The sequence below is a fragment of the Zoogloea sp. genome (assembly GCF_017302315.1).
Classification (GTDB): Bacteria; Pseudomonadota; Gammaproteobacteria; order Burkholderiales; family Rhodocyclaceae; genus Zoogloea.
This window is the reverse complement of the sequence record NZ_JAFLDT010000032.1, coordinates 1-15,180: the sequence shown is the minus strand read 5'-3', so window position 1 is coordinate 15,180 and position 15,180 is coordinate 1. Positions and strand designations below refer to the sequence as shown.

21 protein-coding genes and 1 tRNA gene are annotated in these 15,180 nt (G+C 63.3%); 7 read left to right on the top strand and 15 right to left on the bottom strand.

Annotated features, from left to right (window positions below; genetic code table 11):
- Positions 1-44: 44 nt before the first annotated feature.
- The 5 genes from J0L98_RS11230 (at position 45) to J0L98_RS21600 (ending at position 1,997) form a co-directional block, all read left to right on the top strand.
- Positions 45-431 (top strand): Bbp16 family capsid cement protein, encoded by a 387-nt coding sequence (locus J0L98_RS11230; protein WP_365954644.1) that lies wholly within the window; start codon positions 45-47, stop codon positions 429-431.
- A gap of 22 nt (positions 432-453) precedes the next feature.
- Positions 454-717, top strand: coding sequence for a hypothetical protein (locus J0L98_RS11225; RefSeq protein ID WP_296411879.1), 264 nt, complete (start codon positions 454-456; stop codon positions 715-717).
- 124 nt (positions 718-841) lie between these two features.
- On the top strand, positions 842-1,564 hold the full coding sequence (locus tag J0L98_RS11220; protein ID WP_296411878.1) for a hypothetical protein: 723 nt from the start codon (positions 842-844) through the stop codon (positions 1,562-1,564).
- A gap of 38 nt (positions 1,565-1,602) precedes the next feature.
- On the top strand, positions 1,603-1,929 hold the full coding sequence (locus J0L98_RS11215; RefSeq protein WP_296411877.1) for a hypothetical protein: 327 nt from the start codon (positions 1,603-1,605) through the stop codon (positions 1,927-1,929).
- On the top strand, positions 1,926-1,997 hold the full coding sequence (locus J0L98_RS21600) for a DUF4113 domain-containing protein (protein WP_365954655.1): 72 nt from the start codon (positions 1,926-1,928) through the stop codon (positions 1,995-1,997). The genes J0L98_RS11215 and J0L98_RS21600 overlap by 4 nt, the downstream gene beginning before the upstream one ends.
- A gap of 5 nt (positions 1,998-2,002) precedes the next feature.
- Here the strand turns inward: J0L98_RS21600 and J0L98_RS11210 are convergent, their stop codons facing one another.
- The 6 genes from J0L98_RS11210 to rpsU all read right to left on the bottom strand — a co-directional run bounded on the left by J0L98_RS11210 (position 2,003) and on the right by rpsU (position 7,375).
- Entirely contained in the window at positions 2,003-2,227 is a 225-nt protein-coding gene (locus J0L98_RS11210; protein ID WP_296411876.1) for a hypothetical protein, read from the bottom strand.
- 265 nt (positions 2,228-2,492) lie between these two features.
- Positions 2,493-2,569: transfer RNA gene (locus tag J0L98_RS11205), tRNA-Ile, on the bottom strand.
- 50 nt (positions 2,570-2,619) lie between these two features.
- A complete protein-coding gene (gene rpoD, locus J0L98_RS11200) occupies positions 2,620-4,578 on the bottom strand; it encodes an RNA polymerase sigma factor RpoD (protein ID WP_296411875.1) in 1,959 nt (652 codons plus the stop codon).
- 125 nt (positions 4,579-4,703) lie between these two features.
- Positions 4,704-6,542 carry a DNA primase gene (dnaG, locus tag J0L98_RS11195; RefSeq protein WP_296411874.1) on the bottom strand — a complete coding sequence of 613 codons (1,839 nt, stop codon included), beginning with the start codon at positions 6,540-6,542 and terminating at the stop codon, positions 4,704-4,706.
- 40 nt (positions 6,543-6,582) lie between these two features.
- Positions 6,583-7,029 carry a GatB/YqeY domain-containing protein gene (locus J0L98_RS11190; RefSeq protein WP_296411873.1) on the bottom strand — a complete coding sequence of 149 codons (447 nt, stop codon included), beginning with the start codon at positions 7,027-7,029 and terminating at the stop codon, positions 6,583-6,585.
- 133 nt (positions 7,030-7,162) lie between these two features.
- Positions 7,163-7,375 (bottom strand): 30S ribosomal protein S21, encoded by a 213-nt coding sequence (gene rpsU, locus J0L98_RS11185; protein ID WP_079432811.1) that lies wholly within the window; start codon positions 7,373-7,375, stop codon positions 7,163-7,165.
- Between the two features lie 130 nt (positions 7,376-7,505).
- Between rpsU and tsaD the strand changes: the two genes are divergently transcribed.
- Positions 7,506-8,543 (top strand): tRNA (adenosine(37)-N6)-threonylcarbamoyltransferase complex transferase subunit TsaD, encoded by a 1,038-nt coding sequence (gene tsaD, locus J0L98_RS11180; RefSeq protein WP_296411872.1) that lies wholly within the window; start codon positions 7,506-7,508, stop codon positions 8,541-8,543.
- 9 nt (positions 8,544-8,552) lie between these two features.
- Here the strand turns inward: tsaD and plsY are convergent, their stop codons facing one another.
- Positions 8,553-9,164 carry a glycerol-3-phosphate 1-O-acyltransferase PlsY gene (plsY, locus tag J0L98_RS11175; protein WP_296411871.1) on the bottom strand — a complete coding sequence of 204 codons (612 nt, stop codon included), beginning with the start codon at positions 9,162-9,164 and terminating at the stop codon, positions 8,553-8,555.
- A 52-nt stretch (positions 9,165-9,216) separates the two neighbouring features.
- Here plsY and J0L98_RS11170 point away from each other — a divergent pair, with 52 nt between their 5' ends.
- Positions 9,217-9,612 carry a dihydroneopterin aldolase gene (locus J0L98_RS11170; RefSeq protein ID WP_296405939.1) on the top strand — a complete coding sequence of 132 codons (396 nt, stop codon included), beginning with the start codon at positions 9,217-9,219 and terminating at the stop codon, positions 9,610-9,612.
- A gap of 26 nt (positions 9,613-9,638) precedes the next feature.
- Here the strand turns inward: J0L98_RS11170 and J0L98_RS11165 are convergent, their stop codons facing one another.
- The 8 genes from J0L98_RS11165 to J0L98_RS11130 form a co-directional block, all read right to left on the bottom strand.
- The gene (locus J0L98_RS11165) at positions 9,639-10,019 is read right to left on the bottom strand and encodes an H-NS histone family protein (RefSeq protein ID WP_296411870.1); all 381 of its coding nucleotides are present in this window, start codon (positions 10,017-10,019) and stop codon (positions 9,639-9,641) included.
- Positions 10,020-10,160: 141 nt separating this feature from the next.
- Positions 10,161-10,652: a Cys-tRNA(Pro) deacylase gene (ybaK, locus tag J0L98_RS11160; protein ID WP_296411869.1), complete on the bottom strand. Its 492-nt coding sequence runs from the start codon at positions 10,650-10,652 to the stop codon at positions 10,161-10,163.
- Between the two features lie 48 nt (positions 10,653-10,700).
- Entirely contained in the window at positions 10,701-11,225 is a 525-nt protein-coding gene (locus J0L98_RS11155) for a methylated-DNA--[protein]-cysteine S-methyltransferase (protein WP_296411868.1), read from the bottom strand.
- Positions 11,226-11,299: 74 nt separating this feature from the next.
- The gene (locus J0L98_RS11150; protein ID WP_296411867.1) at positions 11,300-11,875 is read right to left on the bottom strand and encodes a chalcone isomerase family protein; all 576 of its coding nucleotides are present in this window, start codon (positions 11,873-11,875) and stop codon (positions 11,300-11,302) included.
- 116 nt (positions 11,876-11,991) lie between these two features.
- Positions 11,992-13,269 (bottom strand): glutamate-5-semialdehyde dehydrogenase, encoded by a 1,278-nt coding sequence (locus J0L98_RS11145; RefSeq protein ID WP_296411866.1) that lies wholly within the window; start codon positions 13,267-13,269, stop codon positions 11,992-11,994.
- A gap of 30 nt (positions 13,270-13,299) precedes the next feature.
- The gene (gene holA, locus J0L98_RS11140) at positions 13,300-14,331 is read right to left on the bottom strand and encodes a DNA polymerase III subunit delta (RefSeq protein ID WP_296411865.1); all 1,032 of its coding nucleotides are present in this window, start codon (positions 14,329-14,331) and stop codon (positions 13,300-13,302) included.
- Complete coding sequence (gene lptE / locus J0L98_RS11135) at positions 14,328-14,858, bottom strand: LPS assembly lipoprotein LptE (RefSeq protein ID WP_296411864.1); 531 nt, start codon at positions 14,856-14,858, stop codon at positions 14,328-14,330. Before lptE ends, holA begins: the two co-directional genes overlap by 4 nt.
- Positions 14,855-15,058, bottom strand: a complete 204-nt coding sequence (locus J0L98_RS11130) for a hypothetical protein (protein WP_296411863.1) — start codon at positions 15,056-15,058, stop codon at positions 14,855-14,857. The genes lptE and J0L98_RS11130 overlap by 4 nt, the downstream gene beginning before the upstream one ends.
- Positions 15,059-15,180 lie beyond the last annotated feature (122 nt).

The window sequence follows — 15,180 nt, the reverse complement described above, 5'->3', positions numbered from 1 at the left end:
CGTGAATCTGATCTACAGCCGGGCCCAAGCGGTCCTCCTGGCTGGTGACACGGCATCCACCAACATCTTTGACGCGGGCAGCATCCCGACATCCGACATCCGACATCGGTCTCGGGGCGGAGGACGTGTTTCTCAGCGTCATCTGTAACACGACCGCCTCGGGCGGCTCGGCGACGGTGCGGGCCGTCCTGCAGGACTCGGCGGACGGGGTGAATTTCACCGATGTCATTGCCGGCGCTGTGTTCCCGGTAGCCAGCGTTATTGTCGGCGCGGTGCTCCTGCAGATCCCGTTTCCTACCCGGCTGCGGCGTTTCACCCAAGTGGTTTATCGAGTGGGCGTAGCACCATTGACTGCCGGCAGGTTCGATGCGTTCGTCAGCGTCGAAGTCCAGCGCAACATCGCCCGCGCAAGCGGCTTTTCCGTTCTCTGAGAGGGGACGAGACATGAGGCGCATGCTTGAGAAGCTCAACGAATTGGAACAGGTTCTCCGTCCGTTGTTTCGAATGATCGCTATCGCGCTTCTGGTAGCTATCTGGCTGGAGGCACGAGATGTAGCGGACCAGGCTGACGATGCTAGGCGGAGCGCGGCAGAGGCGGCGGATCTGGCCGCAGCCGGAGGCAGCGTGGCGGACGCTGACGCCCCGGAGTTGGGCGGAGGCGTTGCTGCAGATCAGGCGCTGGGCGTGCGCGAAGCTGGACGGCGCGGCGGCGAATGATCCGAGGTGGTGATGCGTAGCACATCGGCCTGGTGACGTAGTTCTTTGACATTCCGGCGGGGCGCGAGGAAGATCTTTCCAGGGGGCTGTGACGCTGGCGTGCGTTTGTTGCGTGGATTGCGAGATGCTCAATGACAAACCAACGAATATTCAGATGAGCATAAAGACAACCGTATTGACCGCCGCGCTGTTGATTGCGGCGGGAGGAAACGCATTCCTCTACTACAAGCTGCACAAGGTTGAGAATGAGCCTAGACCTGTCGTGACCGTCGTCGAACGCGAGCAACCAATTGTTATGCGGACTGAAGGTGGACTTCTCGAAGTCAGCTCGATCAAGGCAAATGAGACTTTTTCGAGAGGAGTGATCCACACGCTCGCCGGGCTGGAAACGGTCAAGACCCACAGCGAAATCACCGTGCCGGTCGTCTTTCGATATCAGATCCAACTTGCCAAGGAGTGGAAGTTCCTGCGGCGCGGCAATACTGTCGCTGTCGTGGCGCCTGCGGTAAAGCCGTCGTTGCCTGTTGGCATCGATACGGCCAAGTTGAAGGCGGAGGCGAAAGGGCCGCTGGCTGCGTTTCACGAAAAGGAAGAGCTAGAAACGCTTCATCGCACGATTTCACCCGCACTTGCGGAGCATGCGATCGCTCCTAGGTACATTGCGCTTCAGCGTGATGCTGCGCGGCAGACGGTTGCAGAGTTTGTGCGTAAGTGGGTCTTGAAACAGCCCGACTGGAAGAGTGGGGAAAAGGTCATGGTTAGGGTCTTCTTTGAGGACGAACCGATCAGCGCCCTCGCTTCAGAGGGGTTTTCACCGGTTGCGCTAAAGGAGGTCGTCGACAATTAGTTGAGCGGCCTGAGGCTATTTTAGAAACTACACCGCAGTTGGGCGCCCGCTGGTTTCAGCTTCAGGAACTGGCGCGAGCCCGTGGCATCCTGGCCTTCTCCAACAACTATGCGCTGTATGCGGACATGAGCAGCCGGGTGGCGCGTGTCCTGGCGGACTTCACACCAGCCATAGAGATCTACAGCATCGACGAGAGCTTCCTGAGCCTGGAGGGGCTGACCGCTCCGCCTCTCGAGATCGGCCGGCAGATTCGGGAGCGAGTGGCGCGAGCTGCTGCGCTCATCGCTGCTATGGATCAGATCAACGAGCGGTGGGGGGGAGCGTTCGGCCGCTGGCCACCGGCTTCGGTGGTGACTGGCGGATGAGGCGGGAGAAGCTGTCCCCTGCGTGGACGACGACTTGGGACGAGCTGCCGCCAGCCTGGGCAAAGTGAGCCGCCTATCGCCAGCGGTAACCCTTGCCCTGCATACACTGGTTGACCAGGGTTTGCTGTTGCTCAGCAGGGATCTTGTTCAGGCCAATCTGATACTTGCACTCGGATAGAGATGTTTGGGTTGCGTCGGCGGAAACACCGTCTTTCTTCCAGGAGCCACGCGGCGCGGCACAGCCTTGAATCGAGATCAGGAGGAGAAGGGCGGTGATAAGGCGAGCTGCGATGGGCATCTGTGTGTTCGAGTGGCAACTGGGGTGAAGTGTTGGGCAATGCTACTTCCTCATGATCCATCACAAGCACCCGGGAGATCAGTGAATGGCGGCACACCTTCCGTGGCAGATAGTCATTGCCTGCGCCAAGAACGCATGCCTCGCCGGGGGCGGCCTATGCGGCGGGATCTTGCACGGATTTTCTGGAATCCTTCCCCTGTCCTTCCCTGGCTCCCGAAAAGCACAAGGCCAACCCCGGAAGGTTGGCCTAAGTGCTTGATGTTGCTGGTGGGCCCAGCAGGACTTGAACCCGCGACCAAGCGATTATGAGTCGCCTGCTCTAACCAACTGAGCTATGGGCCCGAAAGGGGAACGCAGCGGGCCGCCCCGCCATGGTGGGACGGCCCGTGAGGTCAGGCCTCGTTGTCGAGGAAGCTGCGCAGCCGCTCGGAACGGCTGGGGTGGCGCAGCTTGCGCAGCGCCTTGGCTTCGATCTGGCGGATGCGCTCGCGGGTGACGTCGAACTGCTTGCCGACTTCTTCCAGCGTGTGGTCGGTGTTCATTTCGATACCGAAGCGCATGCGCAGAACCTTGGCTTCCCGCGGCGTGAGGGAGTCGAGGACTTCCTTGGTGGCGTCGCGCAGGCTGGAATACAGGGCTGCCTCGGCCGGGGCCAGGGTGGCGTTGTCCTCGATGAAATCACCCAGGTGCGAATCGTCGTCATCGCCGATCGGGGTCTCCATGGAGATGGGTTCCTTGGAGATCTTGAGGATCTTGCGGATCTTCTCCTCGGGCATTTCCATCTTCTCGGCCAAGGTGGCAGGATCGGGCTCGTTGCCGGTCTCCTGCAGGATCTGGCGGGAGATCCGGTTCATCTTGTTGATCGTCTCGATCATGTGCACCGGGATGCGGATGGTGCGGGCCTGATCGGCGATGGAACGGGTGATGGCCTGACGGATCCACCAGGTGGCGTAGGTGGAGAATTTGTAGCCACGGCGATATTCAAACTTGTCCACGGCCTTCATCAGGCCGATGTTGCCTTCCTGGATCAGGTCGAGGAACTGCAGGCCGCGGTTGGTGTATTTCTTGGCAATGGAGATCACCAGGCGCAGGTTGGCCTCGGTCATCTCGCGCTTGGCGCGGCGGGCCTTGGCTTCGCCGGTGGACATCTGTTTGTTGATGTCCTTGAGTTCCTTCAGGGGGATGCCGATGCGGGCCTGGAGGTCAATGAGCTTCTGCTGCTCTTCGAGAATGGCCGGCTGCATGCGGATCATCACCGGTGCATTGCCCGGGCCGGCGGAGATTTCGGCCTTCAGCCAGTCCAGGTTGGTTTCGTTGCCCGGGAAACTCTTGATGAAGTGCTGCCGCGGCATGCCGGCCTTGTCGACGCACAGGCTCAGGATCTTGCGTTCGTGGCTGCGGGCCTGATCCACCATGTGGCGCACGGCGTCGCACAGGCGTTCTGTGGTGCGTGCAGTGAAGCGGATGTTCATGAGCTCGTTGGAGACCTGCTCCTGGAGCTTCATGTAGGTCTTGTCCTGGTAGCCCTTCTTCTGGAGGGCGACGGCCATCTTGTCGTAGAGGCCACGCAGGGTGGTGAAGCGTTCCAGCGCGTCGGCCTTGAGCTTGATCAGGGAGGCCGACTGGGCGCCGGCGCCGCCATCGTCTTCCTCTTCGTCGGCTTCGTCGGCTTCGTCTACTTCAAGGTCGTCGCTTTCGGCAAGCTCTTCAATGGCTTCAATCGCATTCGGGTCGATCAGGCCGTCGATGAGTTCGTCGATGCGCATCTCGTCGCGACCGATCCGGTCGGCGGCGTCGAGGATCTCCGCAATGGTCGTCGGGCAGGCGGAGATCGCCTGGATCATGTGCTTCAGGCCCTCCTCGATGCGTTTGGCGATTTCGATTTCGCCTTCGCGGGTGAGGAGTTCGACCGTACCCATTTCGCGCATGTACATGCGCACCGGATCGGTGGTGCGGCCGAATTCCGAGTCGACGGCAGAGAGCGTCTGTTCGGCTTCGGCTTCGGCCTGTTCGTCATCCACCACGGTGGGGGCGACTTCGGACATGAGGAGGTCTTCAGCGGCCGGCGCCACGTCGAAGACCTGGATACCCATGTCGTTGAAGGTGGTGATGATGGACTCGATCTGCTCGGCGTCCACGAGGTCGTCGGGCAGGTGGTCGTTGATCTCGGCGTAGGTGAGGTAGCCGCGCTCCTTGCCGAGGGCGATCAGGGTCTTGAGCCGGGTGCGGCGAACTTCCGCCTCTTCCGCCGAGGGTGCCTCGGCGATCATCGGGGCGAGTTTGTCCTTGACCTTCGCTGCTCGCGGCTTGGCAGGCGCTTTGCGCGGTTGTTTGGGCTTTTCCGTGGTCATGACTGTCCTCGATTGGTCGTCCGAGTTGTTGGTGTGTGACTTGTTCCGGCGTGTTCGCCGGGTCGCTTCGTATTGCTACGCACACCAAGTCTCGGTAGGCGAATTTCGCGAAACCGAAAATTATATTACGAATCCGATGCTTTGGCTCGGGTTTTGAGCTTCTCTTTTAGCGACAACAGTTCTGCAAGTCTTCGGCGTGCTGTGGGTTCAAGCCCGCTTTCACGGGCTCGGGTATTCAGGGCTGTGATTTCCTTCTCCACCAGCACAGACTCAAGTTTGTAGAGCGTGTCGTTGAACTGGGGTTCCAGCATTGCTTCGTCAAGGGGGGCATCGGCCAGTTGGCCGGAAATTCTCGCAAGCACCGGCGCGTGGGGAGTGTCACGGTAATGCTCGAGCAGGGCTCCGACCCCGTGGGTGGGCAGTTCGCCAACACTCATGGCGTCGGTCATGGCAATCAGCGCCAGGCCCTCCGGTGTGTCGTGGGGGAGCAGGTCGATGGGCAGGCGGGCCGTCCATACGGGGTGCTGGATCACGAGCTTGAGCAGGGTCTCGACCGGGTTTGACGGCGCCTGGCGAGGCGCGAGACGGGGGAGATCCCGGCCGAAATTGCGACGTCCGCGAAAGCGCCCATCGGATCCGGCGAAGTCGCCTTCCGAGGCTGGCGGATCGAAGCGCCGGGGCGCGCTGGCGGGTTTCAGGCCGAAGGCCTGCTCGACTTCCGCCTGGGTGAAGCCGGCGGCTTCCGCCAGCATCTTGATGACCTGCAGGCGCAGCAGCGGAGCGCCGATTCGCGTCACCAGCGGCTTGGCTTCGTGGATCAGCTTGGCGCAGCCTTCGGCCGTGCCCAGGTCGATGTCCTTGCGGAGTTCGGCCAGCAGGAAGTCGGCCAGGGGCTGGGCGCGGGTCATGGCGGTGCGGAAGGCGTCGGGGCCTTCGGCACGGATGAAACTGTCCGGGTCGTGCTCTTCGGGCAAGAAGAGGAAGCTGAGTGCCTTGTTGTCGGCCAGATGTTCGAGGCTCACTTCCAGGGCACGGCCGGCGGCGCGGCGGCCGGCGGCGTCACCGTCAAAGCAGAACACAATCCGGTCGGTGAGACGCAGGAGCTTCTGGATGTGGTGGGGGGTGGCGGCCGTGCCGAGAGTCGCGACCGCATTGCCTACCCCGAACTGGGCCAGGCCAACCACATCCATGTAGCCTTCGACGACGAGCACGCATTCCTGCTCACGCACCGCCTGGCGTGCCTGGACCAGGCCGTAGAGTTCGCGGCCCTTCTCGAAGATCGGTGTCTCGGGTGAGTTCAGGTATTTGGGCTCGCCCTTGCCCAGCACCCGGCCGCCAAAACCGATGACGTTGCCGCGCTGGTCCTGGATGGGGAACATGATGCGGTCACGAAAGCGGTCGTAGCGGCGGTTCTGTTCGTTTTCGAGCACCAGGCCGCATTCGAGCAGCTGGGCGGCGCTGTAATCGGAAAAGGCGGCCTGCAGGGCCTGCCAACCTTCCGGGGCGTAGCCGAGGCCATAGCGGGCGGCGATCTCGCCGGTCAGGCCGCGCCCCTTGAGATAGTCGATGGCCACCGGGCTGCGCTTGAGCTGTTCCTTGTAGAAGCGGGCCGCCTGGGCCATGACTTCGGTCAGGGATTGCTCCTTGGCCCGGTCATGACTGGGGGTGAAGTCGTCTTCCGGGACTTCCATGCCCACCGTACCGGCGAGCTCCTTCACGGCATCGATGAAGCCGAGGCCGTTGTATTCCATCAGGAAGCTGATCGCGCTGCCGTGCACCCCGCAGCCGAAGCAGTGATAGAACTGCTTGGTGGGGCTCACCGAGAACGATGCGGACTTCTCGCCGTGAAATGGGCAGCAGGCAAAATAGTTTGCCCCGCTCTTCTTGAGCGGCAGGTAGCGTTCGATGACCTCGACGATATCGACGCGGGCGAGAAGATCCTGAATGAAGGATTGCGGAATCATGATGTCCGGGCGGCGCGCCGGGGCGCCATCCCCATGAATCCTAGTTGCCGAGCCGTGATTTGACCAGTCTGGAAACCTCGGCCATGTCGGCCTTGCCGGCGAGCTGGGGCTTGATTGCCGCCATCAGCTTGCCCATGTCGGCCGGGGTGCTGGCGCCCGTGGCGGTGGCAGCCGCGTCGATGATGGTGGTGATCTGTTCGGTGCTCAGGCCGGCGGGCTTGTAAGCGGTCAGTACATCGATCTCAAAGCGCTCGGCACTGGCCAGGTCGAAGCGCTGGGCGGCCTCGTACTGGGCGACGGAGTCCCGGCGTTGCTTGAGCATCTTGTCTACCACGGCGACGACCGCGGCGTCGTCCAGTTCGATCCGGTCATCCACCTCGCGCTGTTTGATGGCTGCCAGCAGCAGGCGCAGGGCGGACAGGCGTGCGCTGTCCTTGGCGCGCATGGCAGCCTTCATGTCGTCGGAGATTTGAACCTTGAGTGACATGGACGGAGTTCCTTGGCGATGGGGTTGGCGTCGTCGGGCTTGCAGGGCGCGACGGAAAAGCACAAACGCCACGCGCTCGCGCAGAAATAGCGCGTATCGCGTGGCGGTCGGGAAGCGTGTACTGGGGTGTCGCTTAGTACATCTTCGGGGGCAGGGTCTGGCTGCGCAGGCGCTTGTGATGGCGCTTCACTGCGGCGGCGAGCTTGCGCTTGCGCTCGGCAGTGGGCTTCTCGTAGAACTCGCGGGAGCGAAGCTCAGGCAGCAGGCCCACTTTTTCAATGGTGCGCTTGAAGCGGCGGATGGCAACTTCAAACGGCTCGTTTTCTTTGACGCGAATACCCGGCATTGCGTGCTTCCTCGAAAATTCTTTGGACGGAAAAACGATGAGTATAACCAAGTCGCCCGGGTCTACCAAGTCCACTTTTCGCTTTGTTGGCAGCATCAAGGTAAAATGCTGATTTTTCTGCGGAAGTGCCATGCGCGTTCTGGGTATTGAATCCTCCTGTGATGAGACGGGGGTCGCCATCTACGATACGGAGCGGGGCCTGCTCGGGCATCGCCTGCATTCCCAGATCGACCTCCATGCAGCCTACGGGGGGGTAGTGCCCGAGTTGGCCTCCCGTGACCACATCCGCCGTCTGCCCTTGCTGCTGGCAGAGGTGCTGGAGGCCACCGGGCTGGCCGTGACCGATATCGAGGGCATCGCCTATACGGCGGGCCCTGGTTTGGCGGGCGCCCTTCTTGTCGGCTCGAGCGTGGCCGAGGCGCTTGGCGTGGCCCTGGGGGTGCCCGCCCTGCCGGTGCATCATCTGGAAGGGCATCTGCTGTCGCCGCTGCTGTCGGCGACCCCGCCGACATTCCCTTTCGTGGCCCTGCTGGTCTCGGGTGGGCATACCCAGTTGATGCATGTTGCCGGGGTTGGCGATTACGCCCTGCTCGGCGAGACCGTGGATGACGCGGCCGGCGAGGCCTTCGACAAGACCGCCAAGTTGATCGGCCTGCCCTATCCCGGCGGCCCGGCCCTCGCCCGGCTCGCGCTGAGCGGCACGCCCGGGCGCTTCAAATTGCCGCGGCCGATGCTGCATAGCAAGGACTTTGACTTCAGTTTCAGCGGGCTCAAGACGGCCGTGCTGACGACGGCCGGCGCGGAAGGCTTCAGCGAGGCGGACAAGGCCGATCTGGCCGCCGAGTTCCAGGCGGCTGCGGTGGAGGTGCTGGTGGCCAAATCCATGGCAGCGCTCCGGCACACCGGCCGTCGGCAGTTGGTGGTGGCCGGTGGGGTGGGGGCCAATCTGGCACTCCGTGCAGCCCTTGATGAGGCGGCCGCTCGGCGCAGGGCAAAGGTCTTCTACCCCGAGATGGAACTCTGCACCGACAATGGCGCCATGATTGCGTTTGCCGGTGCCCTGCGTTTCATGGCGGGCGAGCGGGGCGGAGAGGGGGGCGGCAAGTTTGCGGTGCGGCCGCGCTGGAGCCTGATGGACATCGCAGCGCCTCGACCGCCTGCCGTCTGAAAGGCCCGCTCAGGCTCCCGTTTTCTTGCCGCCGATCCGGCTCTCCTGGCCGGCAAGCAGGCGCTTGATGTTGTCCTTGTGGCGCCAGATCAGCAGCAGCGACATGATGCTGGATGACAGCACCCAGTACGGAGCGAGCCCGAGCAGGAAGGCCATGCCGGGGGCGGCCAGGGCCGCGCACAGGGCAGCAAGGGATGAGTAGCGGGTTGCGAACGCGATGCCGAGCCAGACGCCCATCGTCGCGAGCCCGAGCCACCCACTGGCGCCGAAGAGAACGCCTGCTGCGGTCGCAACGCCCTTGCCGCCACGAAAGCCGAGGAACACTGGAAATAAATGGCCAAGAAAGGCTGCCAGGGCAGCGGCGGGAACGGCAATCTGGCCGAGGCCTGCCGTGGGGGCAATCTGCTCTGCGAGGAAGACGGCCAGCCAGCCTTTGAGGCCGTCGCCAACGAGGGTGAGGATGGCGGCAAGTTTGTTGCCGCTGCGCAGTACATTGGTGGCGCCGGGGTTGCCTGAGCCGTAAGTGCGTGGATCTGCCATGCCGAAGAGCCGGCTGACGACGACGGCAAAGGGAATGGAGCCGATCAGATAGGCGGCGGCGAGCAGGAGCGCGAGTTGCATGCTTTTACGGTGGCGCGAGCTAGAATGGGCACGATTTTAGCCGGGACGGACGATGGATTTCATTTTTATCGAAGCACTGCGGGTCAAGTCCCGAGTGGGCATATATCCGCGGGAGCGGGTCACCGAGCAGACGCTGGAGTTGAATCTGACCTTTGGTGTGCCCGATGCGGCTGCCGAACATGACGATATAGCGGATACGATTGACTATGCGAAGGTCATTGAGCGCATTCGGGAAGAGCTGGGTAAGCGTCAGTTCAATTTGATTGAAACGCTCGGCGAATTCATCGTCAGATTGCTCTTTGAAGAATTTCGCGCGCCCTGGGTGAAGCTCGCCATTGCCAAGATCGGTGTGATGAAGGACGTCCGGCGGGTGGGTGTATTCATTGAGCGGGGGCGAGATGGTGCCGAGCCACCCGAACATGCACCCACTGCAGGTCTGCCTCGCTGAATCGGCAGGCCTGCAGCGGCGCGTTCTCAGGCTGCGGTGGCAGCGTCGGCACGCAGTGCGTCCAGGGGCTTGCCGGCAGCCAGCCAGTCAATGACCCATTGGGGTTTGCGGCCGTGGCCGGTCCAGCCGATGGCGGTGTTTTCCGGGTGACGGAACTTGATCACCGAAGCCGGTTTGGCCGCCTTTTTTGCGGCGGGCTTGACTGCAATCTTGCGCGGAGCGGAAGCGGGCTTTTCGGCAGTTTCCTGTCCAATCACTTCATTGAGGCTCATGCCGTGCTCGGCAGCGAGCTTCTGCATCCGCTTCAGCAAATCCTTCTTGGCCGTGTCCGAGCGACGGCGGATTTCAGTTTCGACCTTGGATTGAAGTTTCCGCAATTCGGAGAGGGATAGGGTGGAGAGTTCCATGGCGCTGTTTCCTTGGGTGTGTAGTGGCGGCAGAGATTGTGTTGGTCATGCCGTGAAATCGGCCGGATTGGTTCGGCCTTAATTTCGCCATTTATTCTGCCACTATAGACCGAAGATTTGGAAAGTGTTTTTTGTTCCAATTCATTCCAGGGCTACCGTCACCAGGCCTGGCTTAAGGTTCTGGAGGATGTCATGAGGGTGAACCCCGACAAGAAATCCTCGTTTTCCGCCATTGATGTAAATGAGTGGCAGATCGAGGATGCTCTTTTCCATGAATACGGGGAGAGCCTTGCGTGTCCCGAAGGGCGATGTTCCGCCGACCTGATATCCGGTGTGGCGCTGGGCTGTGGCGGGATCGCAGGGGCTGATGTGCTTGCGTCCGATCTGCCTGGCGAGTTCCTTGGTTGATACCTTTCTGTCGCCGTGCATCAATATGATCAAGGCTTGGCGGGATTCGTCCTCCATCACCAGGGTTTTCACCACGGCGTGCTCCGGGACATTCAATTCCCGGGCCGAGACCTTGGTGCCGCCGTGCTCTTCATAGGCGTATAGATGCGTGGAAAAGGCCGTGTGATGCTGACGGAGGAAACGGGTGGCCTGGGTTTCAGGTGCAGTCTGGTCTGGGCGTGACATGGCAGTAGTGGCAGGAGGGGGAATAGGCCGCAATCGGGTGCATTGCTCTCAGTGGTCGTGAACTTGAAAGAGTCCTGGCAGAGGCGCTTGATTGCCCGAGGGGTGGGCGTCTTCATGCTGCAATAGCCAGTGCTTTGCGCTGAGCAGGTGGCCGCCCCTTTCGTGGGCGAAACCGCCGGGGCCGTGCCGGGCAACGACTCGATGGCAGGGAATGACCAATGGAAACGGATTGTCGCCACAGGCCTGGCCGACTGCACGGGGAGCGCTTTCCACATTTCTTGCAAGCTCCCCGTAGGTGAGGGTGCGTCCACGGGGAATAAGGCCGATGGCGGCCCAGATGCGACGGCGAAATCGGGTGCCCCGCAAGGCAAGCGGCAAATCGAAGGGGGCATCGGGATCGGTCAGGTAGCGCTGGATCTGCCGCCTGGCTATTTCCGCAAGGGCATGGTCCGGCCCGCTGAGCGGATGCTCGGCGGGGAGAAATACGATGTCGTGGATAAACTCGTCCGAAACGCGGATGCCCAGTTTCCCAAATGGAGCGGGCATGACGAGGGAAAGTCCGGTGGTCGGCATTGCCGGAGAAGCAGTGGCAGGGCGCAAATACATGGGGCAATTCTGCGCCTGCCGCCAGCCTTGCCGCAAGTGCGTCAGCGCTTGCCCAGCAGCGCGTTCTTCAAGTCTTCATCAACGGGTTTGTCGCCAATCCAGATACGCAGGAGGGCGCGAAAGAAGTCCTCGCCGGGAATGTCCTTGCCGCGCGTTTCATTCCCGATGGAAAGCCGCGTGCCACTGGCGGGCAGCCAGTCGATGCGGACCTGGGTGCCGTTGGGGGCGGCGCGTATCCCGAGCAAGGTTGTGCGGAACTCATCCAGGCGGCCTTGCAGGTTGGCCAGATCCGCCTCACCATGATTTTTTCGGACCCCATCAATCAGGGCATTGGCGAAGTCTTCGGCACTGAGGTCGCGCAGGGTGGTGATCTGGATGCGCTTTGCACCGGTTCCGGTGATGGCGCTGACAGCGCTCTCGCTGCGTTTGGGCAGGTACAGACCGATGGTGTAAACCTTGAGCATGAAGCGGGTGCGCAAGCCTGCCCCGTTCAGGACGAGTTCGTTGCCGGCCACGCTGGCGCGATCGTCAATATGGGTGCCCGCGAGTTCGGTGGCGAGTGCGGGCTGCGTGGTGAGAAGGGCGGCGAGCAGGCTGCCGCGCAGGAATCGGTTCATGGCTGTCTCCTTGTGTGTGGATGTGCAAACGCCCGTTCCGTCGCCTTTGCATGCGATTTCGAACGGGCGTTTGAATCTTAGCCGGGAACGTGCCCGGCGGGGAGACTTTGAAGGACTCAGGCGCGCACGTGCCCTTCGCCGAAGACGATCCACTTCTGGCTGGTCAGGCCTTCCAGACCCACCGGGCCGCGGGCGTGGATCTTGTCGGTGGAAATGCCGATCTCGGCGCCCAGACCGTACTCGAAGCCGTCGGCAAAGCGGGTGGAGGCGTTGATCATCACCGAGGCGGAATCCACCTCGCGCAGGAAGCGCATGGCCCGGGTGTAGTTTTCGGTGACGATGGATTCGGTGTGCTGGGACGAGCAGGTGTTGATGTGCTCAATGGCTTCGTCGAGCCCGGACACCACCTTGATGGCGATGATGGGGGCGAGGAACTCCTCGGTCCAGTCGGATTCGACGGCGACCTTCAGCCGGTTCTCGGCCACGCCGGCCTCGCGCAGGATGGCCAGGGTGGCCGGGCAGGCCCGCAGCTCGACGCCCTTGTCGGCCAGCATGGTGCCGAGGGCAGGTAGCTGGGCCTTGGCGACGGCCGCGTCCACCAGCAGGGATTCGGTGGTGTTGCAGGTGCCGTAGCGCTGGGTCTTGGAGTTTTCGACAATGGCCAGGGCCTTGGCCGGATCGGCGAACTCGTCCACGTAAACGTGGCAGTTGCCGTCCAGGTGCTTGATGACCGGTACCCGGGCCTCGCTGGAAATGCGCTCGATGAGGCCCTTGCCGCCGCGGGGGACGATCACGTCCACGAACTGGGGCATGGTGATGAGCTCGCCCACGGCGGCGCGGTCGGTGGTCTCGATGACCTGGATGGCATGCTCGGGCAGCTGTGCCGCTGCCAGGCCGGCGCGCACGCAGGCGGCGATGGCCTGGTTGGAATGCAGGGCCTCCTTGCCGCCGCGCAGGATGGCCGCGTTGCCTGACTTCAGGCACAGGGCTGCGGCGTCGGCGGTAACGTTGGGCCGGGCTTCGTAGATGATGCCGATGACGCCCAGGGGTACGCGCATCTTGCCCACCGAGATGCCGGAGGGGCGGCGTTTCATGTCGGTGACCTCACCCACCGGATCGGGCAGGGCGGCGACCTGTTCGAGGCCCTGGGCCATGGCCTCGATGCCCTTTTCGGACAGGGTCAGGCGATCAATCATGGACGGCTCGAGGCCGTTGGCGCAGGCGTCCTCCAGGTCGCGCTGGTTGGCAGCGAGGAGTTCGGCCTTGCGGGCGCGGATCTCGGTGGCCATGGCGAGCAGGGCGGTGTTCTTGGCGCCGGTGGTCGCAGCGGCTACCGCGCGGGAGGCGGTGCGGGCCTGGAGGCCGACGCCTTGCATGTAGGTCTTGATGTCCATCGTGTGTGCTCTCGAATCGGTGGGCGGCGTTCAGCGCCGCGCCGGGGCCTGCGCCGCGCCGCGGCAGAGGCGCAGGCACAGTTGCAGGAACTCGTCCCACACGTCACCCGTTGTCAGACCCTTGATCATCCGGTCAATTCTTGCGGCGTGCAAGATCGCGGTGCGCAGGCTGGCGCTGGTAAGACGCTGGAGGGCGCGCTGGACGGCCTGTTTGCGGCGTTCCTCGAAGACCCGTTCGGCCTTGAACAGGCCCTGTAGGGGCTGGCCGTCGTCAACACCCGTGCGCAGGCGCGCGAGGGTGCGGATCTCGTTGGCCACGGCCCACAGAACCAGCGGTGGTGCCTCGCCTTCGCCTTTGAGGCCCTCCAGCAGGCGAGCGCAGCGCGCAGCATCGCCATCCAGCATGGCGTTGCGCAGCTTGTCCACGTCGTAGCGGGCCACGTTGAGCACGGCGTCGCGCACGGCCTCCAGGGACAATTCGCCGGGCGGGTGGAGCAGGCCGAGCTTGAGGATTTCCTGGTGGGCCGCCAGCAGGTTGCCTTCGATGTGATCGGCGATGAAGGCGAGGGCGTCCGGCGACGCCTTCTGCTGCTGGGCGGCGAGGCGGCGGGCCAGCCAGTCGGGCAGGCGTTCGCGCTCGGGGGCGTTGAGTTCGACGACCACGCCTGCTTCGCTCAAGGCGACGAACCATGCGGCCTTGCGCGTGGCCCAGTCCATCTCGGGCAGGGTGATCAGGGTGACAACGCCCTCGTCCAGGTGACGGGCGTAGCGCTGCAGGGCTTCACCGCCGTCGCGGCCGGGTTTGCCGTTGGGGATGCGCAGATCCACCAATTTGCTGGCCCCGAACAGGGACAGGTTGCCGGCGGCCGACTGCAGATCGGTCCAGCGAAAGCCCTGGCCGGCGACGAGCACCTCGCGTTCGGCATAGCCCTGCTTGCGTGCTGCCGCGCGGATGGCGTCGCCCGCTTCGAGAACCAGCAGCGGCTCGTTGCCATGAAGGACGTAGAGCGGGCCGAGGGGCTTGTCGAGCTGGCTGGTGAGCTGCTCGGGACGCAGGTTCACGGCTTGGGCGGGGCGTCCGGCATACGCGCAGATGACAGGCGGCGCATGAGCTGCTGCACCAGATCGCCCTGCATGTCCCGGTAGAGCAGGATCTCTTCCTGTTCCTTGGCCAGTACCTGGGAGTCATCGAAGGCCAGATCGCGGCGCAGCAGGATCTCGTTCGGCGCGATGACCTCCTGGCCATTCTTGTCCACCAGCCTGAAGCTGAAGCGCTGGCGGAGTTGGTACTCGCGCACCCGGCCCTGGGTATTGAGGGCCAGGATGGACTTTTCCTTGGCGTCGGCGAGAACCTCCAGGCGGACCGCGGCGTCCTCCTGCCGGGCCACGACCCGGGTGGTGCTGCCGGCCTGGATCTGCCGCCGGATGGCGGCGGCCAGCTCCGAGTACTCGTACATGCCCAGGTAGATGGTGTCGAAGGGCAGGGGGCGCGGCCCGCGGAGCTGGAAGCCACAGCCGGCGGCAAGTAGCGGCAGGGCGCCAAGGGCGGCGAGGGCGCGGCGGCGCCCGGGCTGGTGCTGGTGGCTCATTGACGGGCCTCCTCCTTGAGGCGCTGACGCTCTTTCTCGTAGGCGTCGTAGCCGGGCGGGGGGGCGTCACGGCTGATGTCGCGGCCCGGTTCGTGCTGGCGCCGGGCGTTTTCCTGCCGGATGCCCTCGTAGAAGTTGCGGTCCGGCGACGCGCAGCCGGACAGGAGGGCGACGGTAGCGAGAAGGGCAAGGCGAAGCATGAGCGGGTTCCTTTGTGGGATCAGCCGACGATATTGACCAAGCGGCCGGGCACTACGACGACTTTCTTCGCAGCACGGCCTTCGAGGAACTTGATGGTCGCCTCGAGATCGGAAGAGCACAC

Bases quoted from the DNA above. Each gene is read 5' to 3' on its own strand.
- J0L98_RS11210 (WP_296411876.1), bottom strand. From the start codon at position 2,227: ATGCCCATCGCAGCTCGCCTTATCACCGCCCTTCTCCTCCTGATCTCG.
- J0L98_RS11220 (WP_296411878.1), top strand. From the start codon at position 842: ATGCTCAATGACAAACCAACGAATATTCAGATGAGCATAAAGACAACC.
- J0L98_RS11170 (WP_296405939.1), top strand. From the start codon at position 9,217: ATGGATTTCATTTTTATCGAAGCACTGCGGGTCAAGTCCCGAGTGGGC.
- J0L98_RS11130 (WP_296411863.1), bottom strand. From the start codon at position 15,058: ATGCTTCGCCTTGCCCTTCTCGCTACCGTCGCCCTCCTGTCCGGCTGC.
- rpsU (WP_079432811.1), bottom strand. From the start codon at position 7,375: ATGCCGGGTATTCGCGTCAAAGAAAACGAGCCGTTTGAAGTTGCCATC.
- lptE (WP_296411864.1), bottom strand. From the start codon at position 14,858: ATGAGCCACCAGCACCAGCCCGGGCGCCGCCGCGCCCTCGCCGCCCTT.
- J0L98_RS11155 (WP_296411868.1), bottom strand. From the start codon at position 11,225: ATGCCGACCACCGGACTTTCCCTCGTCATGCCCGCTCCATTTGGGAAA.
- J0L98_RS11150 (WP_296411867.1), bottom strand. From the start codon at position 11,875: ATGAACCGATTCCTGCGCGGCAGCCTGCTCGCCGCCCTTCTCACCACG.
- ybaK (WP_296411869.1), bottom strand. From the start codon at position 10,652: ATGTCACGCCCAGACCAGACTGCACCTGAAACCCAGGCCACCCGTTTC.
- rpoD (WP_296411875.1), bottom strand. From the start codon at position 4,578: ATGACCACGGAAAAGCCCAAACAACCGCGCAAAGCGCCTGCCAAGCCG.
- J0L98_RS11165 (WP_296411870.1), bottom strand. From the start codon at position 10,019: ATGGAACTCTCCACCCTATCCCTCTCCGAATTGCGGAAACTTCAATCC.
- J0L98_RS11190 (WP_296411873.1), bottom strand. From the start codon at position 7,029: ATGTCACTCAAGGTTCAAATCTCCGACGACATGAAGGCTGCCATGCGC.
- plsY (WP_296411871.1), bottom strand. From the start codon at position 9,164: ATGCAACTCGCGCTCCTGCTCGCCGCCGCCTATCTGATCGGCTCCATT.
- dnaG (WP_296411874.1), bottom strand. From the start codon at position 6,542: ATGATTCCGCAATCCTTCATTCAGGATCTTCTCGCCCGCGTCGATATC.
- tsaD (WP_296411872.1), top strand. From the start codon at position 7,506: ATGCGCGTTCTGGGTATTGAATCCTCCTGTGATGAGACGGGGGTCGCC.
- J0L98_RS11225 (WP_296411879.1), top strand. From the start codon at position 454: ATGCTTGAGAAGCTCAACGAATTGGAACAGGTTCTCCGTCCGTTGTTT.
- J0L98_RS11145 (WP_296411866.1), bottom strand. From the start codon at position 13,269: ATGGACATCAAGACCTACATGCAAGGCGTCGGCCTCCAGGCCCGCACC.